Source organism: Novosphingobium sp. GW835-FHT14H07, from assembly GCF_058793515.1.
The window spans coordinates 23,039-45,033 of sequence record NZ_JBXAFX010000012.1 but is presented as its reverse complement, the minus strand read 5'-3'; the positions used below and the strand labels follow the sequence as shown (position 1 = coordinate 45,033).

Here is a 21,995-nt window from a genome sequence, read left to right as displayed (position 1 = left end):
GCCAAATGCTGGCGTTCATCGCTGGTTCGGTCGATAGCGGGCAGGCAATGGCAATGATCTTCAATCTTCAGCAAGGGGCGGCGGGACTCGGGCAGGCGACTGCCCGCCTTTCGCTGCTGCGCGAGGAGATCGCGCGGCGCGGAAGTCTTGCCTTGCAGTCGCGCCCTGTGGATGTGCGTGGACCGAAGTGGCAGGCGTTTCTGGGTGAGTTGCGCACGCCGATAGAGCATTGGCAGGCCTCGCGGCAGATGCCTGTGCAAGATGAACCTGCCGGCGAATCGCGCGCTGTGATGCTGCTGCCCGGCTTCGGCACCCATCCGGTGCGGATGAAGCCGCTGCGCCTTGCGCTTGAAGCCGCAGGGCACCGCGTCAGTGACTGGGGCCTGGGCTTCAACTTCGGCCCGACCGAGGACCGCTTCGAACGGCTGTGCGAACGTGTCGTCGCCATGGCGCGCAAGGAAGGCGAGCCGCTGGTGCTGGTCGGCTGGAGCCTCGGCGGCCTGTTCGCGCGCGAGGTGGCCAAGGCCCACCCCGAAGCGGTGCGGCTGGTCGTCACCATGGGCACGCCCTTTTCCGGAGACCGCCGCGCCAACAATGCCTGGCGCGCTTACCAGTTGATTGCGGGCCATTCGGTGGACGAACCGCCCATCGGCCGCGACATGGCAACCAAGCCGCCGGTGCCGACTGTCGCCCTGTGGAGCCCCCGCGACGGCATCGTATCCCACCGCTCCGCCTGCGGGCGCAAGGGTGAGCGAGACCTGGCAATTCCAATGCGCTGCACCCACCTGGGCTTCGCCGCACATCCCGATGTCGCGGCGATGCTGAAGCAGTTGGTGGCAGTCCATTGAGGCATTGCAAAGTCGCCGGAATACCGAAGTGAATTGACTGTAAGCTGACGCTGTTCAACAAGAAGCGGTGTCCGACCGTTTTGCAGACTTGTCGCCGTTCATTGCCATCATCTGGATCACGTTTGTGATTGCAGTTTCGGTTCTCTACCGGAGAAGGGCTGGCAAACATGTCTTTCCCCAAGTTCCGGAAGATGCTTTGTTTGCGGAGCATTGGGCGTCGGGCATGTTCGCGTCAAACTGCCTTCTTGTTGCGATCACTCCAAACAGTATCTCGGTGGTTCCAAGGTTTCCGTTCAATCTCATGTTCCTGCCGGAAATCTATAGACTGGAAAGGATAATCCCAACTGCCAGTGTCTCCGCCGTTTGGCGGATAAAGGGAATAGTTGGAAACAATGTGGCATTCACCTACGGACCGGATCAAAGAACCCTGAGACTGCGTTTGAGTAAGCCCGACAAGTTCATGGAAACCTTGCGCCCGCTCGTGCCACCTACCGCCAGCTGGCGCGTGAGTTAGCGAAAAGAGAAGTCAAGCCAGTTCCACTTCCACCGCGATGCCGCTCAGTGCGGCGTTGCCGGAGAGCGGGTCGACTTCGTTGAGCGTGATGTCGTTGACGCTGACACCGGGTTTGCCGAGGGCATTGGCCATGGCGACGCCGGGGAGGGCGTGGCCCCAGCCGTGGGGGATGGAGACGGCGCCGGGCATCATGTCTTCGGTGACCTCGGCAGAAAGCCTTATTTCTCCGGCACTTGAGCGGACCTTGACGGTGGTGCCATCAGCGATGCCGCGTTGTTCTGCGTCGGCCGGATTGATCATCACCGTGCAGCGATCGGGGCCCTTGATGAGGCGGCGGCTGTTGGCGAGCCAGGAGTTGTTGGTGCGCAAGTGGCGTCTTCCGATAAGTCTCAGAGAACTAACGGAATTATCATTTTCGGGGATTTCCAACTCTCCGAGGCAAACCATGAACTCTGGTATGGCACAGGCCACACTCTTCGAGGCGGAACGCAGGCGGGCGGGTAACTGACCGGTGGGCGGTGGACCCAGATCGATGCCCGAAGGCGAGGCTTCTACCTGTTGGAGAGTGAGGGCGTAGGGCCCGGTTTGGAGAAGTCCGTCAAGCGCCTCGCGCGGGGTGGGCGCTTGCACCGATTCACCGCTGATCGCGCTGGCGAGGCCCCGCAGGATTTCCCAGTCGTGCAAGCTTCCTTCGGCCTGCGGCAGGGTGGGGGGCGAATAGACTGCAATGGTGCGCGCGGCCATGGGCAGGAGGAACAGGCCGTAGTGGTCGCGCTCCAGCGGGCCAGTGGGTGGCAGGATGTAGTGGGCGTGGGCGCTGGTGGCGTTGCGGTAGATGTCGATGGACACCATCAAGTCCAGCGATTCCAGTGCTTTGGCCAGGCGCGAGCCGTTGGGCGTGGACAGGACGGGGTTGCCGGCGACGACGAACAGGGCCTTGATCTGGCCTTCGCCGGGCGTCTCGATCTCTTCGGCCATGGCGGCGGCGGGAAATTCGCCGAGGACCGAGCGGTGGCCGGAAACGCGGGAGGTGTGCTTGCCGATCGAGCCGGGCGGCAGGACGCTGACGGTGTCGACTGCAGGCCGTCCGAAAACCCAGCCGCCCTCGCGATCAAGTTGGCCGGACGCTATGTTTATCAACGAGATAAGCCAGGCGTTCAGCGTGCCATGAGCCTGCGTGGCGATCCCCATGCGGCCGTAGAGCGCGGCTGGCCCTGCGGCAAAGCGGTCAGCCAGGCGCTCGATTTCAGGCAGGGCGATGCCGCAGGCCGTGGCGCAGGCCTCGCTGTCAAAACGCTGCAGCAGGGCGCCGACTTCGTCGAGGCCGGTGACGAAATCCTGCACGGGGCGGTGGGGTTTGCGCGCCATGACTGCCTTGAGCAGCGCGACGAGGAACCAGACGTCGGTGGCCGGGCGAATGAACAGATGTCTGTCTGCGATCCTGGCGGTTTCGGTGCGGCGCGGGTCGATGACGACGAGTTCGCCACCCCGGTCTCGCAGGTCCTTCATGCGGTTGCGGAAATCCGGGACGGTCCACAGCGAGCCGTTCGACGCCATCGGGTTTCCGCCGAGGATGATCAATGTCTGCGTGCGGTCCGCATCGGGAATCGGGAACATGCTGGCGTGGCCCCACAGGCGCAGATTGGCGACCTGATGCGGCATCTGGTCGACCGTGCTGGCGGAGAACTTGTTCCGGGTGCGCAGTGCCTTTTCAAGAAAGCCGATGTTGAGCGCGTTGCCATAGGAGTGCGCGTTGGGATTGCCGACGTAGACGGCCGTGCTGCCGGGATCGCGGGCAAGAATGGCGCGGGTCTTCTCGCCGATCTCGGCAAAGGCCTGTTCAAAGCTGATTTCGTGCCAGTCCGAACCGACGCGCTTCAAGGGTTTGCGCAGGCGGTCATGGTCTTCCTGCAGGTCTTGCAGGGCGGTGCCCTTTGGGCAGATATGCCCGCGAGACAATGGGTTGTCAGGATCACCCTTGATCGAAAGAACCTTGCCGGCTTCGACCTCGATCAGCACGCCGCAGTTGGCTTCGCAGATGTGGCAGGTGCGCTTGTGGACCTGTGGCATCGCCGTTCTCCCGGAACTTTTAGTTGAGCGATTAAGTCTCATTCCAGGCAGGCCGAAGCAAGCGGAATTGCTTGCCAGATTCCATGCCCGATTGCTGCAGGCACGCCGGCTCCAACTTTATTTCGCAGTGCAGCATTGGCGCGCTTGGCAAAGCGGATTCGTTGTGCAAGCTTGGGGTTCAGACGGGATGTGCCTATGAAAACAACCTCGCCCTCGTCCTATGACGAGATGCTCAACGCCGATGGCTCGGTGCGGCCTGCTTACGCTGGATATTGCCAGTGGTACGACGAGCAGCCACCGGATCTGCTAAGACGCAAGGGCAGCGAGGCCGAGGCATTCTTCCGTCGTACCGGAATAACCTTCAACGTCTATGGCAACGAGGACGCGGAAGAGCGCCTCATTCCCTTCGACATGGTGCCGCGGATCATCACGGCGCAGCAATGGCGCAAGCTGTCGCGCGGGATCGAGCAGCGGGTTCGGGCACTCAACGCGTTTCTGCATGACCTTTACCACCGGCAGGAGATCGTGCGTTCGGGCAGGCTTCCGGCGCGGCTGCTGAAAGGCAACGTGGCGTTCCTGCCGGAGATGGTCGGCTTCACGCCACCAGGCGGGGTCTACACCCACATCGTCGGCATCGACCTTGTCCGCACTGGCGAGGACGATTTCATGGTGCTGGAGGACAATGCCCGCACACCAAGCGGCGTCTCCTACATGCTGGAGAACCGCGAGACGATGATGGCGATGTTCCCGGAACTGTTCACTCGTGTTCGTGTGCGCGAGGTTTCGGACTATCCACGCCGCCTTGCCCGCAGCCTCGCCGCCTGTGCGCCGCCCGCGTGCGATGGGAAGAAGCCTGTCGTCGCGGTGCTGACGCCGGGGATCTACAATTCGGCCTATTTCGAACATGCCTTTCTGGCCGATCAGATGGGTGCGGAACTTGTCGAAGGCAGCGATTTGCGAATCGAGAACGGGCGCATCGCAATGCGCACGACGCGAGGGTATGAGCCGATCGACGTGCTCTATCGGCGGGTGGACGACGAATACCTCGATCCGCTGACATTCAATCCCAATTCGGTGCTGGGCGTATCGGGGATCATGGACGTCTATCGCGCGGGCGGGATCACGATTGCCAATGCGCCGGGAACGGGCATCTGCGACGACAAGGCAATCTATTCGTTCATGCCCGAGATCGTCGAGTTCTACACCGGCGAGAAGCCGATCCTGCAGAACGTGCCGACTTGGCGCTGTGCCGAGCCGGAATCGCTGAAGTATGTGCTCGACAATCTTGCCGAACTGGTGGTCAAGGAAGTTCACGGATCGGGCGGTTATGGCATGCTGATCGGGCCGACCTCCTCGCGCAAGGAACTGGCGGCGTTCGAGGCCAAGCTGCGCGCCAAGCCCGAGAACTACATCGCGCAGCCCACGCTCTCGCTTTCCACCGTCCCGATCCTGACCAAGGCGGGGCTGGCGCCGCGCCACGTCGATCTGCGCCCGTTCGTGCTGGTCAGCCCCAACGGGATCGACATCACGCCGGGCGGCCTCACGCGCGTGGCTCTGAAGAAGGGATCGCTGGTGGTCAACTCGTCGCAGGGCGGCGGGACCAAGGACAGCTGGGTACTGGACGACTGATGCCTAAGGAAATCCAATGTTAGGCAGATCCGCAAACGGCATTTTCTGGCTGTTCCGCTACCTCGAGCGGGCGGAGAACATCTCGCGCCTGATCGAGGCGGGGTTCCGCATGGCGCTGACGCGCGATGCTTCCGATGCTTCGGACGAATGGCGTTCGCTCATCGTCACGCTGGGGCTGCGGCCGGGCTATGAGGCGCGGTATGGCGCGGAGTACACGGGCGCGCACGTGTTCAATTACATCCTGCGCGACAAGGACAATCCCGGCAGCGTGCTGGCGATGACCGAGATGGCGCGCACCAACGCCCGCATGGTGCGTGGCGGCATCACCCGCGAGGTGTGGGAATCGGTCAACGACGGCTGGATGAAGCTGAAGGAAGCGCTGGCGCGGCCAGTGACCGAGACGCGGCTGGGCGACGTGCTCGACCTTGTACGCCGCCAGTCGACGCAAGTGCGTGGGGCCATGGAAGGCACCATGCTGCGCAACGAGATCTACAACTTCGCGAGGCTGGGCAGCTTCATCGAGCGGGCAGACAACACCGCGCGCATTCTCGACGTGAAGTATTACGTGCTGCTGCCGTCGATCTCCTATGTCGGATCGAGCCTCGACAACGTGCAGTGGGAAAACGTGCTGCGCTCGGTTGCGGGCGAGCGCGCCTATCGCTGGCTCAACGCCGGGCGGATGGACCCGAGGGGCATTGCCGAGTTCCTTATCCTTGATGGCCGTTTTCCGCGCAGCCTGGCGTTCTGCTATTCCAAGCTGCGTTCGAATCTTGCCAGCCTTGCGCGGGAATATGGCAGTGAGATGCATTGCCATGAAATTCTGCGCGATGCCGATTGCCAGTTCCATCAGGCGACGATCGATGCGATCTTCGAGCAGGGCCTGCACGAATTCATCGGCACGTTCATCCGCAACAACACCACGCTGGCGATGCAGATCCAGCGCGATTACCGCTTCATCGACTGAGCCACCGTCCTATGCGTCTCGCCATCGATCATACCACGCATTACGTCTTTTCCGGGCCGGTCAGCCGCGGGCTTCAGAGGCTTCGGTTGAAGCCCAAGACATCTGCCGGGCAGCGTGTGTTGGAATGGCGGATGTCGTTCGAGGGTGCGCAGCTTCAGGTGGAGTACGACGATGCGCACTGCAATCACGTCGCCCTGATTTCGTTCGACCAGGGCGTGCAGGAAGTGACGATCCGGTGTGAGGGGCTGGTGGCCACCAACGACGAAGCCGGTATCATGGGCAAGCATTCCGGCTTTGTGCCGATGTGGCAGTTTCTCGAACCGACCGACCTGACCAAGGTTGGCCCACGCATCCGTTCGCTGGCCTCGGCCGTGCCGCAGGAGGGGAACACGCTTGCCACGCTGCATGCCCTCTCCGCGCTGATCCGTGAGCGGGTGGCATATTCGACCGGGCACACCAATGCGGAAACGACCGCCGAGGGTGCCCTCGCAGCAGGGCGGGGCGTGTGCCAGGATCATGCGCACGTGTTCATCGGCGCTGCGCGGTCCCTGGGCATCCCGGCGCGCTATGTTAGTGGCTACCTGATGATGAATGACCGGATCGAGCAGGACGCCGGCCACGCCTGGGCGGAAGCGCATGTCGAAGGGCTGGGCTGGGTCGGTTTTGACGTGTCCAACGGCATCAGCCCCGATGCCCGCTATGTCCGCGTGGCGACCGGTCGTGACTATCAGGATGCAGCCCCAATCACGGGTATCCGATACGGCGCACTTGACGAAACGATGCATGTGAAGCTTGCCGTGGAACAGCAGCGTGTGGAACAATAGGCCACACCATTTTTAGTTTGAGTCCAGGCGGGATCGGGGCAGGGCGATGACATATTGCGTGGGGATGATCCTCGACAAGGGCCTGGTGATGATGAGCGACACCCGGACCAATTCGGGCGTCGACAACATATCCGTATTCCGGAAGATGCATCATTGGTCCGTTCCCGGAGAACGGCAGATCACGATCATGACTGCCGGCAATCTGGCAACGACGCAGGCCGTCATCTCGCAGCTCGAGGAGCGCAACAAGGCGCCGAGCGACCGGCGACCATCGATCCTCGAGGCGCCGACGATGTTCCAGGTGGCGACGCTTGTCGGCAACCTCCTGCGCAACGTGATAGAAGGGCGGCAGGACAACGGAATGCGGTCGGAAGGGCCGCGCTTCACTGCTTCGATGATCGTGGCCGGGCAGATCCAGGACATGGAGCCGCGGCTGTTCATGATCTACCCGGAGGGGAACTTCATCGAGGCGAGCTTCGATACGCCGTTCTTCCAGATCGGCGAGACAAAGTACGGCCGACCGATCCTGCTTCGCGGCTACGATCGGTCCATGAGTTTCGAGGACGCAGTGAAGCTGCTGATGGTCTCGTTCGATTCAACGGTGGCGGCAAATCTTTCGGTAGGTCTGCCGTTCGATCTGCTCGTCATGGAGCGTGATCGGTTCGAGCCGCTGCACCAGCGTCGCATTCTTGCCAGCGACCCCTATTTCAAATCCATCTCTTCCAGCTGGAGCGAAGCTCTGCGGCAGGCATTCCATTCGCTACCGGATTACAAGTTCGACATCGGCGTGGGGTGATTCTGTAATCTCGATTCGAGAATGGTGATTCGAAAACGTCCAGTCTGGTTAATGACGACCTTTCAAGACGTCCTTAAGTGCTGGATCTCGCTACGAAAAACACGTGAATTTCGTGTGCTGCATCACATTTCTTGGTTAACGTCGCCCTAAATGCTCCGTTCCGGAAGCGTTCATCCTAAGGAAAAACCTTTATAGCGGGTCGATGAAGGTCAGTTCTGGTTCATTACGAAGCTAACCCAAGTGGCAAAGTCAAAAAATCAGGCGCTTAATGAGCGTCATGGTTGATCGTGTCACTCTTCACATCCTCGATGGGGATTCCGCCCGCAGGGCTCAATTGGCCCGGCTTGCCTTCGCTGCCGGCCATCACGCCGAGATCTATGCCAATGCCGAGGAACTGCTGGCGCATGCACCTTCCGGCGGCCTTGTCCTGGCCCAGGACGAGCCGGTGGGAGAAGGCATCCCGCGGCTCATTTCGGTGATGATGCAGGCGGGCCACTGGCTGCCGGTCATCGCAATTGCCGAGCCACCCCAGACGGCAGCGGTGGTCCGTGCGATCAAGGCCGGTGCACTCGATTATCTCGCCATGCCGACGCAGATCGGCCCCCTGAATGAAGCCGTCGCCCGCGCCAGCCGCGAAGCCGAAGCCTACCGCGCCCAGCGCGCCCGTGCTGCCGAAGCGCGCCAGCGCATTGCCCGCCTTTCGTTGCGTGAACGTGAAGTCCTCGATCGCCTTGCCGAAGGGCAGAGCAACAAGGCAATTGCGCGTGAGCTCGACATCAGCCCGCGCACGGTGGAGATCCACCGCATGAAGATGATGGGCAAGCTTGGCGCCCGCCATGCCGCCGAAGCGGTCCGCCTGCGGATCGAGGCGACCGGACTGGACGACGTCGCGGCCTGACGCAATTTGGCACGATTGACCGGAACGCGAAGGGCGGGGGGCAACCTCCGCCCTTTGCTTTTACGCCAGCTTTAGCGGCAGAACGACTTGAGGCCGCCCGGTTCGAGATGCAGATGATCGCGGTGGGCAGCGTTGTAATCCGGGGTCAGCACGGTGCCGAAGCGCTTGCATGCGCTGTCGCGGATCGTGCGCAGAAAGGCCCGAACCTGCGGTGAGGGGGAGTTCCAGTCATTGACGATGCTGATCCGTCGGCCATCGGCCAGGCGGAAGGCGGCGATGTCGATGGCATTGGCCGTGGCGTGCGCGGATAAGCGGCTGGTGCCCGCAACATTGCGGCAGGAATAACTGCCCATGGTCTCGATCCGCTGGAGCGGGCTGCCAAGGATCTGGCGGGCAGCACGGTCCACCCCGAAACGCGCCCAACCTTGCAGCGCGTTTGCGGCCGGGCAGGACACCGGGCCGAGATTGGTGATGTTCAGCAGGCCATTGTCAGCACGCAGGGACTCAAGCCTGACCGTGCCGAGAGTCGAGCAGCCTGCGCCGTAGTATTGGTCGGCGAGCGGGGTGAAGCGGGCTTGCGCAGCGCCAAGATTGGCGAGACAGGCCCGAGTCTGCGGGGACTGGCTGAGCGAGGCTCCAGTGCTCGAGCGCGAAGGCTTGCGCACCGGCTGCTCGGGAGACCCTACGCACCCGGCAGTCAAGGCGGTCAGCGATAAGGCGATGAGTACGCGCCGGACCATGACCCAAGGATACCGGCAATCACACGGCTTGCACAGCACGCAGACGCACGGACTATCGCATGAGGCATGTGGCTGGGAACGGTGGTGGGCGCTGACGGGCTCGAACCGCCGACCCTCTCGGTGTAAACGAGATGCTCTACCAACTGAGCTAAGCGCCCCTCATGCGAGGTGGGGCGCTATTGCGCGGATTCGCCGACGAGGTCAATGGGGCGCGCGCATGCTCAGGTGATCCCGTTGCTGATCAATGCTGGAGTCTTGGCGCCCGTGTGGTGACAGCAGCATTGTCTGCCGCCACCACGCTTCGTCAAGATGTCAGAACCTGGCGCGCAGGCCGGCATAGACCGCGCGGCGCTCAACCGGGTAGTAGATTGCCGAAGTGCCAGATGCGGTGATGACGGCGGCGATGTCGCCTACGGCCTTCTTCCCAGTGATGTTGGGCAAGTCGGCGAAGAGATCGATATCGCTCGTCAGCGAGGCTCCCGCGCTTAATCCGACAAGCGCATAGCCGGGCGCGCGAACGGTGTTGCGATAGTCCGCAAAGGCGCCCTGCGGGACCCATTCGAGGCTGGGTGCGATGTGCAGGGTATCGCCGCCCAGGCGGACTTCGCTGCGCAGGACATGGCGCGGGACGACAGGCAGGCGGTTGTCGGCAAACTGGACATCGCCGCGGAACCGGAAGTCCGAATACTGCCAGATCTGGCGAAGGCGGAGCCAGCCGGCCGGCTGCCACGAGAGACCGGCCTCGACGCCCTGATGGCGCGTGCGACCTGCGTTGAACGTGGCAGCGGGGATGCCGACATTGGCATCGGGTGTGTACTGCAGCATCTCGCCGGTCAGGTTGGCGCGATAGAGCGATATGTCCCATTCCAGCGTGCCCAGGCGGCCGCGCGTGCCGATTTCCGCTGTCCAAGCCCGTTGCGGGCGTACGGGCACGAAGGCGGCTTGCTGGGCAAGCTCGACGAAGGTCGGGAATTCGGCAGAGCGGCTGTAGTTGGCATAGACCTGAACTCCTGCTGCCGGGATCCACAGTGCACCGAAGCGGGGGGAGAAGGCATCGAAGGAGGCATTGCCGGTGACAGTCGAAGGCAGTTCGCGTTCCTGCCGACGAGCACCATTGGCATAGATGCCCCCGGCAATCAGGGTGAGACTCTCCACTGGAGAGACCCGCAGTTCCCCATACGCGGAGGACGTGCGCGCGCGCTGCTGTGCGCGGAAGGTCAGTGCGCCGCGCTTGCCGCCGTTGTTGATGAATTGCCGGGCGCGGGTCGTGCCCCAGCGGGATTCGCCGCCGAGGGTGATCGAGACAATCTCCGCCTCCCATTCGGCACGGGCGAAGAGGCCGCGATCGTCTGACTTCTGGTCGATGACCATGAAGATCGGGTGATCAAGTTGCTTGATGTTGTAGAAGCCACCGACAGTGAGTTCGAGCGCGCCGAGATCGAAGGCTGTGCGGTTCTGCAAGCGCAGGGAATCGATGTTGCGAGCCTGATCGCCGGTGAAGTTGCCTTTCTGCGGCGTGGTCAGGGCATCGGCAAGGGAGAGTGCGCCGGGCAACTCCTGCCGGATATGGCTGGCGGTGACGTAGAAGCGCGTGCTGAGGTTCTCGGCCAGAGAGAGACCGACGTTGCCGTTGAAGCGTAGGGATCGGCGACTGGCGTGTTGCCGGTCACCATCGTGGCGGTCGGCGCTGATCCCGGCCCAGGCGTTGACTGTGCTATCGCCGAAGCCTGCGGAAACCAGACCGCGCGCGAGGCCGAACGAGCCACCATCGACGCGGGCGTAAAGACCGCGCGCGCTGTCACCACGTGGCGTTACGCCATTGATCGCGCCGCCCAGTGTACCTGAGCCGAAGCGAAGGGCATTGGCGCCGCGATAGACCTCGAGATGATCGAGGAAGATCGGCTCAAGCTCCTGGAAATCGCCGTTGTCGTCGGCAAGGTTGATCGGAACGCCATCCTGAAGCAGCGTCAGGCCACGCATGTGGAAGCTGCGCGAGAGGCCCGAGCCGCGGATCGAGATGCGGACCTCCTGTCCAAAGCGCGGCTGGGTGTAGACTCCGGGCGAAAAGGCCAGCGCATCGCGCAAGGAAATCACGGTGCGGTCGGCGAAGTCTTCGTAAGCAACGACATCGGTGCCGCCGGGCGTTGCGGCTGCCTCCTGTTCGGCAATGGAGGCATCGCCATGACCGATGACGATGATCGCGGCGCCTTCGGCTGCGGCGTCTTCGGCGTGGGCAGGAGTGGCGAGCGAGAAGGCCATGGCCAGAGGGGCCACGGCGAGTATGCGGGTAGTCATGCGGGAATCGCTTTCGATCGCGTCTGGGTTCAGACGGCGGGCAGGATGACCGGTTCGGTCAGGCTATCGAGGTGGCGATTTCCGAGGGCGGGCCGCACGGAGGCGGCAGGATGCGGCGCGATGGAGCAAGGCGTGGGACCGCGATGGCGAGGAAGCCCAGCGCCAGCACGAAGGCCAGCGCGACGGCGAGCTGGGTCGGATCGGCCCCGCCCAGGAGAGCGGCGCCGTGGCCTGCGAAAGTGCAGGGCTTGTGATCCTTGGCGGCGGTTTCCTTAGCGCCTTGCGGGATGGTGACCTGAACCGCCGAGTGTGCACCGGTACTGTCGGCGCAGACCAGAATGGTAATCGCGCGCGAAGTGCCGCCGACCATGTAGCCAGCCGGGACCAAGGCCTTCATGGCGAGCGCCAGCGCGACCAGCAGCACTGCCAGATGGCGGTTATGCAGCAGGAATGCGCGCAGGCCCCTCATGGCGCCCGCCCCTATGATGAGAGGCGGGCCGTGTCATGGGTTTTCATCAAGTTTTCAGCAGCGAGCGATCAACATGGTCCGATCAGCAGGGCCGGGCGGCCCATTCGCCGCGGACCCAGTGGTGGGCCTTGTGCTTCCACGGATCGATGACGACAAGATTGATCCAGCCGTTTTCAACCAGTCGGCCGACCACATCATGCGCCAGGACGATGTCCTGGACTCGCTGGAGCGGTGCCTCGATGATGACCGCAAGGCGGCGTGGTGTGTGGTAGGGCGTGCCATCATCATGGAACAGCGACTGCCGCGGCAGGCCGACACAGAGATCGCCGCCGCTGCCCTGCACGACGCCAAAGCCCCCGACCACATTCTGCGTCGTCTTGTCGCCCGCGCCGAACACCTCGTTGTCGATGGTCGAGAACAGGTACTGGCAATTGATCCACTGGGCGACGATCATCGGCGCAGTCATGATGCCCGCAAGTGCGCTGCCATCCTTGTCCCTTGTCCAGTCATAGCTGTGAAGGAAGGCGCTGCCGCCAAGGTCGATTTCCGCGGTCAGCGCGCGCGGGCCGACGATGAAGGCGGCGTTGCCGGACAGGCCCCATTCCGGGCGGACTTCTCCCCAGTGCGCGGCCCCGGTCAACAGGTCTTCGGCAGAGCGGCCAAGGCGGGCGGCGCGCTCGTTGCGGCACTGCGCACCGGCCCTTTGCAGGGCATGCTCGAACCTCGCGAGATCGGCCACGTGGCTTCCCGGCACGAGCTGGCGGTCGAAGATTTCGACCACGTCGCGGGTGGTATCGTGCTGCGCGGCGATGAACCAGCTATCATCCGGAATGGCAATGCCCTGATCGGCCAGGCCTGCGCGGACCTGACCGTCGTTGAGGATGGATGCCATGAGCCGTGCGTTCGGGCCACCCGGATGGCCACCGCAGGCGCCGCAATCGAGGCTTGCCGCGAAGGCATTGTTGGTGGTGCAGCCGCCGTGGCCGACAAGCGCGACGAGGCGCGCGGTATCCGGCGAAAGTCCGGTCAGCGAGAACATGGTGCGCGCATAGGCAATGCGTTGTTCCAGCGGGATCGCGTTGCTGCCGTGGCCATGGCCATGATCGTTGCAGGCGGCGGGCGTGAGAACGTGTCCCCGTTCGCCCACCAATCGTCTGCGGAAGGCGTCTGTCAGGCGTGGGGCAAGCGTGCGCGCGAGCAGGGCGACCGCTGCCAGCGGGCCAGCGGCCTCCGCCGTCGCAAAGCCCGTTGCACCGCCCTTGGTCGTATCGAGAATGGCGCGGGCGTCGGCGAGGGCGGCATGGCGCGCCAGCAGCGCATTGGCCTCGGCCTCCTGCCCTTGCGCGGCGCGTTCGGCCACGACGTGGGAGGGTGAAAGCAGGACCGGCAGCTGGTTGCGCTCCGGTGCATCACAGGCCGGCGAGATGGCGATGGGCAGCCCGAAGAAGCCGGCATAGCCAACCGTTTCGTAGCGGCCCTGTGCTTCCAGCGCGCGGCGCATGGGTTCGGAGCGGACATCGATGCAGAACACTGCCTGGGCTTCCGCAACCGGCACCTTGGTCTTTGCGGTCTGTCTTGCCGATGCGCCTTCGAGCTGGGGGGCGACCGTGCCGAGGAAGCTGGCCTCTGCTGCTTGCTGGAAGATCAGTCCCAGTTCGGCCAGCGACATCGCGGCGATGCGGTTCAGGCTCTCCCGTGCAGCCTGCGACCACGTGGCGGGCGTTTCCGGATCAAGACCGAAATGAGCAAGCAGCGTGCGGCAGACATGGGCGTGTTGGCGCGAAGGTTCTGCCAGTGCCCGGGGACCGCTGCGAACGCTGCCTTCGACGAGCGCGACCAGTGCCATCAGTTCGATCATCGATGCCGGGGCAGATGCACTGGCGGCAGGGCCGCCATGCTCGCTGCGCCAGCGCAGATGCGCGGCCCAACCCGGCAAGGTGGCGACGAGGCCACGCAGCCAGCCAAGGCGCCGGTCACGGGAAACGCCATCGCGGCGCGCGGCAAAGAGTAGCATCTCGAGAGGATCGGCAGGGACGTTCGCGAGCCAGTGTGCGGCGGTATCGTCACCTGCGCGGACAAGGCCCGGATCATGACGAAGCGCCGCGCTCACGCTGCTGTACAGGCCGTGCTGACGACCGGGCAGGGTGAGCGTGGCGTTGCGGTCGAAGAAGGCCGCGAGGTACCGCGCAAGTATGGCGATCGGCGTGGTGAGTTCCCGGCGGACAACCGGAGTGTCGTCCGCTGGAAGCTCGACAAGGCGCGCCACAAGAAGGTTATAGGCGTTGAGATCGGGGCCGAGCGGCGCGAATGCGGGTTCCAGACCGCCAAGCGCGGCGACCACGGCCTTGCGGAAAGCGATATCAGCAATGCGGCCTTCTGCCTTGAGCGCGCGCCACTGGACCAGCGAGAGGGAGGGGCGGGCGCCGAAGAGCTGGGCAGCCTGGGGCAGGGCGTCCTCGAACGGGAGGTCTTCGAAGCCCGACAGCGGGTTGACGGCGATGGCACTGTCCAGCGGCCAGAGCGGGGCAACAGTCTGCCCGGCAATATCGACAAGGGCTTGCAGTTCGCGCCGTTCTTCCTGGAGGCTGGCTGGAACGCCGGTATCGGGTGCGAGTGACGCAGTAGCAATGTTCATGGCTTCAGTCCTTCGCAATGACGGTGGTGGAGACGGGGGTGGAAGTGGTGAGGGCGTTGCCCGCATGAAGCAGGCGAGCGAAGAGGGAGGGAGGCAGAGCCTGTTCGCCGCTCACGATGCGTTGCTGACAGACCCATCCGGCGAGAAACAGCGAGAGGATGCCAAGCTGCCCGTAAGGCGACAGCAATGGCTGGGCGGCATCGGGCTGGAGTGCGGTCATCAGAACGAGCACCGCAGCGTTGAGGGCAATCAGAGCGCCCGGCATCAGGGCCACGACTGCGCCCAGTGGTCCACGCGGCAGAGATCGTGACGCAACGGCCATGGCACTGAGCAGCGCAGTGAGTGCGAGGCAGACTGGCAGGAGTGCATCAGCCCGGCGCGCCTCGATCAGGAAGATTGCGCCGACGATCGTTGCGAGCGCGATGAGCGCGGGCCACGGCTGGGCCAGACCCTTGGAACGTGTCGGCCTGGTGGAAATGGTGCCTGCCGAGCCGAGGAACAGCCAGGCCTTGAACAGGCCGTGAGCGACCATGTGCCAAAGAGCCGCAGCATAGGCGCCGAGCGCAACCGTGAGCAGCATGAAGCCCATCTGCGCGATGGTCGATGCCGCGAGCGATCCCTTCACGTCGGCCCGCACCAGCATGATGGCACTGCCGACCAATGCTGCGACGACGCCGGTAGCAAAGAGCGCGTAACGCGCGTGGGGCGATGCCTCGAGAACGGGGGCAAACTGGATGAGCAGAAACCCACCTGCATTGACGAAACCGGCATGCATCAGGGCGGACACCGGAGTCGGCGCGGCCAGCGAGCGCATCAACCAGTTCGAGAACGGCGGGATCGCACAGCGGGCCAGTGCGGCGATGACCAGGAGAAAGGCGGCGGTGGTCGTCAGAAGAGAGGAGGACCCAACGACAGACCTTATGGCAACGATATCGCTCGATCCGGCGGCAATCGAGAGCAAGGTCACTGCGCCGATCAGCGCCACGTCGCCAATCGTGAAGGCAATTGTGGCGCGGCGTGCGGCATCGCGGGCTTCGCTCCATTCGCCAACATGGCCGATCAATCCAGCCATGAGGCGGCCCGAGACGATCCAGGCGGCAGCGAGCAGCATGGCGTCGGCGGTCAGGCCCAGCAAGACAGTCGCTATGGCAAGGCTGGTCGCGAGGCGTGTGAAGGAATCACTGCGCCGGTCTGCGCGCAGTTGTCGACGGGAGAAGGCAAGGACAACGACGGCGATCAGGATGCCAAGTCCTGACAGGGCGACGCCTGGGGTAGTGACCATGGCATGGCCGGTGGCGATAGTTGCGGCAAGCAGGGAGCCAAGGGCGAAAACGGGCCAGTCGGCCGGCTTGAGGCGAAGCGCCAAGCCCCTTTTTGTGGCAGGTGCAGTCATGGTTGTCGGGTTCATCGTGTGCCTCCTTCGTTTCGCAGGTGCAGCACCGTCGATGATTTTAGAAACGAATTTATGAAATATTGAAGATTGCAAACGTCAATGATAAAATCCCGTCATGGCCCTGCGGAACCTCGACATCGACCTTTTGCGCTGCTTCGTGACGATTGCCGATACGGGAAGCTTTACCCGCGCCGGTGAGAGGCTGGGCCGGACGCAGTCGGCGATATCCCTGCAACTGAAGCGCCTTGAAGAGCAGGTCGGGCGCTCGCTGTTCCTGCGGAGCCCGCGACACCTTTCGATCACGTCCGAAGGCGAACGGCTGATCGGCCCGGCCCGGCAAATTCTGCGGCTGAACGATGCAACCTTGGCCGAGATGTTCGAGCCGGACATTGCCGGGTCGGTCCGCGTCGGCGTGCCCGAGGATTTTGCAACGGCCCATCTGCCCTCGGTTCTTGCAGCATTCACCGAGGCGCACCCGCTGGTCGAGCTTGAGGTAACTTGCGATCTGACTCTCAATCTCCTCGAGCGCTTTCACGCAGGTCACTTCGATCTGGTCCTGGTAAAGCGCCAGCCGACACAGGACGTGCAGGACGGCGTTCGGGTGTGGCGCGAGCCACTGGTCTGGGTCGCGCGGGACCGACAATCAGCGGCAGACTTCGAGCGGGTGCCGTTGGTGGTTTCGCCCGAGCCGTGCGTCTATCGCAAACGCGCCACCGAGGCACTGGACGCGATAGGGCGCGGCTGGCGCGTGGCCTATACATCGACCAGCCTGGCGGGGAGTCTTTCTGCGGTGCGTGCAGGACTTGGGATCACCGTACTGCCGCTGGAAATGGTGCCTGCCGGCTTGGCGACAGCTGGAGAGGAGGCTGGCCTGCCGCCGCTTTACGACACCGAGATCGCCCTGCTCGAAGCGCCCGGCCTTTCGGATACGGCGCACTTGTTGGCCCAGCACATCATCGCAGCACTGGAACGCGGAGCGTGACCTCAGTCGTCGAGGTTCAAGCGGGCGAACACTTCGGGCCGGATGCAGCGCAATCCGTTCTCGACCGGGTTGGCACAGCGCGATGGTGCGATCCGCAGCTGCGCCTGGTGAAGCGGTGGCCCGGCCTCTACGCCATCCATGACCAAGCGTAGGCCATCGCCTCGCTTTGCACAGACCGTGACCTCGCGCGTGCTTGAACAGCGCCGATCATGCGCGACAGGGCGAGGAGACGAGGTTTCAGGCAAGCGGTAGGCGTGGTGGGCCTCCAGCGGTTGGGGCGTTCCGGTCGTTACGGCAATCGCGGCCAATATCTTCAGCATGGCAAGTGACCTCTCGGTCTGGGCGGGATAGCCCTGAATTGTCTGGCGGCGCCTCGTGCCAGGGTCGTCACGATGCGCCGCCAGTGCTCCGCTGCCGTCGGCTTGCCGCTTCCGGGGGCGGGCCAGGTCGGCAGTGGCGCGCCTTGCGCCGGGTTGATCGCGCAAGGCCCGTTGCGAAACTCGTGGGGGCGACGCGGACTGGCGGTGCGTCGCCCCGGCAAGGCATCAAGGGACAGTCGGGCAGTTCAGCGAGGGGGGACGAGCGTGAACTGTGGGAGATCGACCGTCGGCGGGGCATCCTCTTTTGCCTTGCCCCTGCACAATGCCGGGGCCAAGCCATTGCGTCCAATCGAAAGAGCGGCGACGAATCGATAGAATTCTTCTATCGGAGGTGTCATGCCTACAGTCAGACAGCTTGAGTATTTCCTGGCGGTTGCCGAACTGCGTCACTTCGGACGCGCGGCGCAATCCTGCAACATTTCGCAACCTACCCTCAGCCATCAGTTACGTGCTCTTGAAGATCGGCTCGGCACCACCTTGATCGATCGCGCATCGCAAAACGTGGAATTGACGCCGGTGGGTCGCGAAATTGCCGAACGAGCGCGCCGGGTGCTGCGGGAAATCCGGGACATCCGCGCGGTTGCGGCGCGCGCGCGCAAGCAGCTTTCCGGTATCGTCCGGCTGGGGATCACGCCCACTCTCGGGCCTTACCTTTTGCCTGCCCTGATCGGCGCGCTCAATGCCGAACAGAGCGACTTGCGCTTCTATATCCGTGAAGGGATCCCCGCCGAACAGACCCGTGATCTCGCTTCGGGTCGGATAGATCTGATGGTGGGGCCGGGGCCGGTGATTGGTGAGGACCTGGAGATCGTCCCCCTGTTCGACGAGCCCATGAGCGTTGTGGCATCGCGCAGCCATCACCTCGCCGGGCTGGCCCACATTGACCGATCGGACCTCAAGGGGGAGCGCTTCCTGACGCTTGATCCACGCCACCACTATCACCAGCAGGTCCAGCGGGTCTGCGCCGAACTCGGTGCCGAGATGCTGCTGGATTACGAGGGGACAAGCCTGGACAGCATTCACCAGATGGTGGGCAGCGGTGTTGGTCTGGCAATTCTGCCGGAGCTTTACCTTCGGTCGGAAGTGGGGGGCGATGCTCTGGTCGTTCGCTTGCCGGTCCAGAATTGGCGCTGCGAACGTGCCATCGTTGCTGCCTGGCGTGCCAAATCGGCAGGCGCGGACGATTACCGCACCTTGGCGCAGCGCATTCGCAACGAAGCCGCCGAGTTGCTTGCCTAGGTCGGACGCCCTTGCGGCTCCGTGATGATACGGTCACGCGCGACACGGACGTCGCCCGCTTCGATCTGCAGTTTGAGCCGTTCGCGATCATTGGCGCGGAACATGTCTTCGGCGCGCGCAATATCTTCTGCCGAGAGGCCTGCGTCAGCAAGGGCGACGCGAGCCATCTTGACCGCGGACTCCATCACTTCGCGCACGACGGCGCTGACTGGCGTGCCGCGCAGCCGGATGAGCGCGCGCCGGTCGTAGGCGCGAACGTAGATTGACGCGCGCGGGAAAGCTTCGTGCACGGCTTCGACCAGATCAGTCGTGACCTGATCGCCGTCCATGCAGAAGAAGATCATCTCCGCTTCCGCTGCCCCGGCTTGACGCAGCAGATCGAGCCTTGTCCCGTCGCCGAAATAGACCTTGGCCCCGAACGTGGCTGCCACGTCGATCATCTCGATGTCGGTATCGACCATTGTTACCGGGATGTTGCTGGCCAGCAGCATCTGCGTGACACCCTGCCCGAAGCGGCCAAAACCCACGACCACGGCGTTCGAACCGTCGGGCTGGGGGCCTTCGCGCTCTCCGGGCGAAGCATTCTCCGCTTCGCGTCGGATCCCTGCTGTCGCCATCATCAAAAACGGCGTCGTGGCCATCGACAGGGTGACAACAGCTCCGAAGAGGCTGGCGGCTTCGGGAGCGATGAGCAGTGCTCTTTGCGCCTGCGTGAACATCACGAAGCCGAATTCGCCGCCTTGGCTGAGCAGCAGGCCGAGGGCGAGTGCGCCGCGCCAAGGCATGCCGAAGAGGCGGCCGATGCCGAAGATGATCGCCGCCTTCACCGCGATCAGGCCGAGGGCCATGCCGGCGACGAACAAGGGGCGCTCGGCAATGGCGGCAAGGTTGAGCATCATGCCCACGGCGAGGAAGAAGAGCCCGAGCAGAATCGACCGGAACGGCTCCACATCGGCTTCGAGTTCATGACGATAGGGACTGTCTGCCAGCATCACGCCAGCGACGAATGCGCCCAGCGCTGTAGACAGACCTAGGAGTTCCATGACGGCTGCCGACGCCATGACGGTAAACAAGGCAGCGACCACGAACATCTCGCGCTCGCCCAGATTGCCGATCAGGCGGAAGAGCGGCCGGATCAGATAGCGGCCAGCGGCGATCAGTCCCCCGATGGCGCCGAGAGTGTAGAGCACCATCAGCCACCCGGGAGGGCCCCCGGCATCGGCGGGGTTGCGGCTCATTGCCGTGATGATCGTGATCATCGGGATGATCGAAAGATCCTGAAAGAGCAGGATCGCAAAGGCGCGTTCGCCGAACGGCGTGCGCAATCGGCCCGAGGATTGCAGCATAGGCAGCACCTGCGCCGTGGACGAGAGCGCCAGCGGCAGGCCCAGGGCCAGCGCTGCTTCCCAGCTGAAATCCGTCGTCAACAGGATCATGCCTGCGACGGCGAGCCCACAAGCGGTTACCTGAAGCAGGCCAAGGCCGAGGATGTCGCGCTTCATCTTCCACAGCCGGGATGGGTTCAATTCCAGCCCGACCAGGAACAACAGCAAGGTTATGCCCAGTTCGGCGATGCCGAGCTTCTCTTCCGCATCGCCAACCAGACCCAGCAATTGCGGGCCGACGACGGCTCCGGCCACGAGATAGCCCAAGGTCGCCCCCAGCCCCAAGCGTCGGAAGATCAACACGAAGGCCAGCGCGAAGCCGAGCAGGAGGAATCCGTCGCGGAGCATTGATGTGTGTTCGGCCATCCTTTCTCTTTAGGCCGCTCATGTTTCATCGCAACCGTCGTTCAGCCTGCGTTGATCTGCCACCGGAGAGAGGTTAGCCTTTCGAGAACGGTGGAGGGGCAGATGCGCAAGGTTCTTGGTCTTCTGGGATCGGCTGTTCCCATAGTGGCTCTGGCTCAGACCATTCCGACAAGCGCGCAAGGCGACGTCTCGCTCACCATCTACAACAACGATCTCGCGCTGGTGCAGGACGTGCGGCAGATGTCTTTGCCGACGGGGCGGCATCGTCAGGAGTTTCCTGATGTTTCTGCAGCCATCCGACCAGAGACAGTGACGCTGAATGCCGGGGGCACCAGCATTGTCGAACAGAACTTCGACTACGACCTGCTGACGCCCGAAAAGCTGATGGACAAAGCGGTTGGACAGACCGTGACACTCGTGCGCGGGGCAGACGACAAGCGCGAGACGGCGACAATCCTCGCCAATAACGGCGGAACGATCGTCCGCGTGGGAAACCACATCGAAGTCTTGCAGAATTACGGTGCGCGAGTGCTGTTTTCCAGCTTGCCGCCGGGCTTGCGGGCGCGCCCGACGTTGTCGGTAACCCTGGACACGACCGCGCCGGGCGCGCGCCCGGTTTCGCTGAGCTATCTCTCGCGCGGATTCGGCTGGAAGGCCGATTACGTGGCATTGTTCGATGAGGCAGCCGGCAAGATTGATGTGCAGGGCTGGATCACGCTCACCAACAATAGCGGCACGACGTTTGACAAGGCCAAGGTGCTGTTGGTGGCGGGCGCAGTCGGCGATGGCAGCGGCGGCTATAATGGCGGATTTCGGCCCCAGCGTCCGATGATGCCGGGGAACCGACCCGGAACGCAAAGTGCAAATCGCGAGAGCCTGGGCGACTTCTACGTCTATCCGATTGCCGGGCGAACCACGGTGGCCAACGCCCAGCAGAAGCAGGTCAGCTTCCTCGACGTCGGCGGCGCGCCCGCGACCAAGGCCTACCACTTCCGCAATGGCTGGCTTTCCAGCCAGACCGAGCCGCAGAGCGCCGATACGGTGCTGCGCTTTTCGACATCGAGGGAAGCCGGACTGGGCGATGCCCTGCCTGCAGGCACGGTGCGGGTCTACATGCGCGATGCGCGCGGGCAGCCGCAGTTCATCGGCGAGAATGCAATCGGCCACACCCCGATGGGATCCAGCCTTGCCCTCAAGACTGGCGAGGCGTTCGACGTGAAGGTCCAGCCGGTGCTTGAAAAGCGCGACCGGATCGACAGCGGGGAATGGGAGAAGACTGCGCGCTATCGCATCACCACGCCGGGCAAGGCCCCCAGCGAAGTGACGGTGGAGAGCGAGAAGGTGTTCTGGCGCACGACAATGACCTACAAGGTGACCAACGCCCGGGCCACGCCGGTGACGGTTGAAGTTGTACAGGGCGGGCTCGACAATTGGTGGCATGATGCGCGCGTGCCGAGCGAGAGCATCAAGGGCGAGCAGCGCTCGGCCGACGAGCGGGTGTGGCAGGTCCCGGTCTCTGCCAATGGCGAGGCCACGCTGACCGTGCAGTTCGACACGCGATATTGAGC

Annotated in this window: 18 protein-coding genes and 1 tRNA gene; 10 read left to right on the top strand and 9 right to left on the bottom strand. The window is 63.6% G+C overall.

Annotation, left to right across the window (positions count from 1 at the left end; translation table 11 throughout):
• The first annotated feature begins 47 nt into the window (after positions 1 to 47).
• Positions 48 to 848 carry an esterase/lipase family protein gene (locus AC1Q5P_RS12385; RefSeq protein WP_492519143.1) on the top strand — a complete coding sequence of 267 codons (801 nt, stop codon included), beginning with the start codon at positions 48 to 50 and terminating at the stop codon, positions 846 to 848.
• A 67-nt stretch (positions 849 to 915) separates the two neighbouring features.
• The gene (locus AC1Q5P_RS12380; RefSeq protein ID WP_492519090.1) at positions 916 to 1,362 is read left to right on the top strand and encodes a hypothetical protein; all 447 of its coding nucleotides are present in this window, start codon (positions 916 to 918) and stop codon (positions 1,360 to 1,362) included.
• A 12-nt stretch (positions 1,363 to 1,374) separates the two neighbouring features.
• Here AC1Q5P_RS12380 and AC1Q5P_RS12375 read toward each other — a convergent pair whose 3' ends face one another.
• Positions 1,375 to 3,432, bottom strand: coding sequence for a molybdopterin dinucleotide binding domain-containing protein (locus tag AC1Q5P_RS12375; RefSeq protein ID WP_492519089.1), 2,058 nt, complete (start codon positions 3,430 to 3,432; stop codon positions 1,375 to 1,377).
• A gap of 195 nt (positions 3,433 to 3,627) precedes the next feature.
• Here AC1Q5P_RS12375 and AC1Q5P_RS12370 point away from each other — a divergent pair, with 195 nt between their 5' ends.
• The 5 genes from AC1Q5P_RS12370 to AC1Q5P_RS12350 all read left to right on the top strand — a co-directional run bounded on the left by AC1Q5P_RS12370 (position 3,628) and on the right by AC1Q5P_RS12350 (position 8,543).
• Positions 3,628 to 5,061: a circularly permuted type 2 ATP-grasp protein gene (locus AC1Q5P_RS12370; protein ID WP_039332505.1), complete on the top strand. Its 1,434-nt coding sequence runs from the start codon at positions 3,628 to 3,630 to the stop codon at positions 5,059 to 5,061.
• Between the two features lie 16 nt (positions 5,062 to 5,077).
• The gene (locus tag AC1Q5P_RS12365) at positions 5,078 to 6,025 is read left to right on the top strand and encodes an alpha-E domain-containing protein (protein ID WP_492519088.1); all 948 of its coding nucleotides are present in this window, start codon (positions 5,078 to 5,080) and stop codon (positions 6,023 to 6,025) included.
• Positions 6,026 to 6,036: 11 nt separating this feature from the next.
• Positions 6,037 to 6,849 carry a transglutaminase family protein gene (locus tag AC1Q5P_RS12360; protein ID WP_039332510.1) on the top strand — a complete coding sequence of 271 codons (813 nt, stop codon included), beginning with the start codon at positions 6,037 to 6,039 and terminating at the stop codon, positions 6,847 to 6,849.
• A gap of 46 nt (positions 6,850 to 6,895) precedes the next feature.
• Positions 6,896 to 7,645 (top strand): proteasome-type protease, encoded by a 750-nt coding sequence (locus tag AC1Q5P_RS12355; protein WP_039332573.1) that lies wholly within the window; start codon positions 6,896 to 6,898, stop codon positions 7,643 to 7,645.
• Between the two features lie 277 nt (positions 7,646 to 7,922).
• Complete coding sequence (locus tag AC1Q5P_RS12350) at positions 7,923 to 8,543, top strand: response regulator transcription factor (protein ID WP_039332870.1); 621 nt, start codon at positions 7,923 to 7,925, stop codon at positions 8,541 to 8,543.
• Positions 8,544 to 8,614: 71 nt separating this feature from the next.
• On the opposite strand, the gene AC1Q5P_RS12345 is transcribed toward AC1Q5P_RS12350, so the two are convergent.
• The 6 genes from AC1Q5P_RS12345 to AC1Q5P_RS12320 all read right to left on the bottom strand — a co-directional run bounded on the left by AC1Q5P_RS12345 (position 8,615) and on the right by AC1Q5P_RS12320 (position 16,090).
• The gene (locus AC1Q5P_RS12345) at positions 8,615 to 9,283 is read right to left on the bottom strand and encodes an extensin family protein (protein ID WP_052242108.1); all 669 of its coding nucleotides are present in this window, start codon (positions 9,281 to 9,283) and stop codon (positions 8,615 to 8,617) included.
• A gap of 82 nt (positions 9,284 to 9,365) precedes the next feature.
• Positions 9,366 to 9,441 (bottom strand) — tRNA-Val (locus AC1Q5P_RS12340).
• Positions 9,442 to 9,595: 154 nt separating this feature from the next.
• Positions 9,596 to 11,578, bottom strand: coding sequence for a TonB-dependent receptor family protein (locus AC1Q5P_RS12335; RefSeq protein ID WP_492519087.1), 1,983 nt, complete (start codon positions 11,576 to 11,578; stop codon positions 9,596 to 9,598).
• A 58-nt stretch (positions 11,579 to 11,636) separates the two neighbouring features.
• Positions 11,637 to 12,047, bottom strand: coding sequence for a hypothetical protein (locus tag AC1Q5P_RS12330; protein WP_193827739.1), 411 nt, complete (start codon positions 12,045 to 12,047; stop codon positions 11,637 to 11,639).
• Between the two features lie 82 nt (positions 12,048 to 12,129).
• On the bottom strand, positions 12,130 to 14,682 hold the full coding sequence (locus tag AC1Q5P_RS12325; protein WP_492519086.1) for a DUF2309 domain-containing protein: 2,553 nt from the start codon (positions 14,680 to 14,682) through the stop codon (positions 12,130 to 12,132).
• A gap of 4 nt (positions 14,683 to 14,686) precedes the next feature.
• Positions 14,687 to 16,090, bottom strand: coding sequence for a proton-conducting transporter transmembrane domain-containing protein (locus AC1Q5P_RS12320; protein WP_492519085.1), 1,404 nt, complete (start codon positions 16,088 to 16,090; stop codon positions 14,687 to 14,689).
• Between the two features lie 100 nt (positions 16,091 to 16,190).
• On the opposite strand from AC1Q5P_RS12320, the gene AC1Q5P_RS12315 reads away from it, so the two are divergent.
• Positions 16,191 to 17,057: a LysR substrate-binding domain-containing protein gene (locus AC1Q5P_RS12315; RefSeq protein WP_039332580.1), complete on the top strand. Its 867-nt coding sequence runs from the start codon at positions 16,191 to 16,193 to the stop codon at positions 17,055 to 17,057.
• Positions 17,058 to 17,059: 2 nt separating this feature from the next.
• Here AC1Q5P_RS12315 and AC1Q5P_RS12310 read toward each other — a convergent pair whose 3' ends face one another.
• Entirely contained in the window at positions 17,060 to 17,542 is a 483-nt protein-coding gene (locus tag AC1Q5P_RS12310) for a hypothetical protein (RefSeq protein ID WP_039332582.1), read from the bottom strand.
• A gap of 231 nt (positions 17,543 to 17,773) precedes the next feature.
• Between AC1Q5P_RS12310 and AC1Q5P_RS12305 the strand changes: the two genes are divergently transcribed.
• Positions 17,774 to 18,676 (top strand): LysR substrate-binding domain-containing protein, encoded by a 903-nt coding sequence (locus tag AC1Q5P_RS12305; RefSeq protein WP_492519084.1) that lies wholly within the window; start codon positions 17,774 to 17,776, stop codon positions 18,674 to 18,676.
• On the opposite strand, the gene AC1Q5P_RS12300 is transcribed toward AC1Q5P_RS12305, so the two are convergent.
• Entirely contained in the window at positions 18,673 to 20,427 is a 1,755-nt protein-coding gene (locus tag AC1Q5P_RS12300) for a cation:proton antiporter domain-containing protein (RefSeq protein WP_062347220.1), read from the bottom strand. The two genes, AC1Q5P_RS12305 and AC1Q5P_RS12300, sit on opposite strands and share 4 nt — an antisense overlap.
• A 102-nt stretch (positions 20,428 to 20,529) precedes the next feature.
• On the opposite strand from AC1Q5P_RS12300, the gene AC1Q5P_RS12295 reads away from it, so the two are divergent.
• A complete protein-coding gene (locus tag AC1Q5P_RS12295; protein ID WP_193827744.1) occupies positions 20,530 to 21,993 on the top strand; it encodes a DUF4139 domain-containing protein in 1,464 nt (487 codons plus the stop codon).
• The last annotated feature ends 2 nt before the right edge of the window (positions 21,994 to 21,995 follow it).

Excerpts from the sequence above, each read along its gene's own strand:
- AC1Q5P_RS12335 (WP_492519087.1), bottom strand. The coding sequence starts at position 11,578 with ATGACTACCCGCATACTCGCCGTGGCCCCTCTGGCCATGGCCTTCTCG.
- AC1Q5P_RS12300 (WP_062347220.1), bottom strand. The coding sequence starts at position 20,427 with ATGGCCGAACACACATCAATGCTCCGCGACGGATTCCTCCTGCTCGGC.
- AC1Q5P_RS12305 (WP_492519084.1), top strand. The coding sequence starts at position 17,774 with ATGCCTACAGTCAGACAGCTTGAGTATTTCCTGGCGGTTGCCGAACTG.
- AC1Q5P_RS12375 (WP_492519089.1), bottom strand. The coding sequence starts at position 3,432 with ATGCCACAGGTCCACAAGCGCACCTGCCACATCTGCGAAGCCAACTGC.
- AC1Q5P_RS12325 (WP_492519086.1), bottom strand. The coding sequence starts at position 14,682 with ATGAACATTGCTACTGCGTCACTCGCACCCGATACCGGCGTTCCAGCC.
- AC1Q5P_RS12320 (WP_492519085.1), bottom strand. The coding sequence starts at position 16,090 with ATGAACCCGACAACCATGACTGCACCTGCCACAAAAAGGGGCTTGGCG.
- AC1Q5P_RS12355 (WP_039332573.1), top strand. The coding sequence starts at position 6,896 with ATGACATATTGCGTGGGGATGATCCTCGACAAGGGCCTGGTGATGATG.
- AC1Q5P_RS12385 (WP_492519143.1), top strand. The coding sequence starts at position 48 with ATGGCAATGATCTTCAATCTTCAGCAAGGGGCGGCGGGACTCGGGCAG.
- AC1Q5P_RS12315 (WP_039332580.1), top strand. The coding sequence starts at position 16,191 with ATGGCCCTGCGGAACCTCGACATCGACCTTTTGCGCTGCTTCGTGACG.
- AC1Q5P_RS12360 (WP_039332510.1), top strand. The coding sequence starts at position 6,037 with ATGCGTCTCGCCATCGATCATACCACGCATTACGTCTTTTCCGGGCCG.
- AC1Q5P_RS12350 (WP_039332870.1), top strand. The coding sequence starts at position 7,923 with ATGGTTGATCGTGTCACTCTTCACATCCTCGATGGGGATTCCGCCCGC.
- AC1Q5P_RS12345 (WP_052242108.1), bottom strand. The coding sequence starts at position 9,283 with ATGGTCCGGCGCGTACTCATCGCCTTATCGCTGACCGCCTTGACTGCC.
- AC1Q5P_RS12330 (WP_193827739.1), bottom strand. The coding sequence starts at position 12,047 with ATGAGGGGCCTGCGCGCATTCCTGCTGCATAACCGCCATCTGGCAGTG.
- AC1Q5P_RS12365 (WP_492519088.1), top strand. The coding sequence starts at position 5,078 with ATGTTAGGCAGATCCGCAAACGGCATTTTCTGGCTGTTCCGCTACCTC.
- AC1Q5P_RS12370 (WP_039332505.1), top strand. The coding sequence starts at position 3,628 with ATGAAAACAACCTCGCCCTCGTCCTATGACGAGATGCTCAACGCCGAT.
- AC1Q5P_RS12295 (WP_193827744.1), top strand. The coding sequence starts at position 20,530 with ATGCGCAAGGTTCTTGGTCTTCTGGGATCGGCTGTTCCCATAGTGGCT.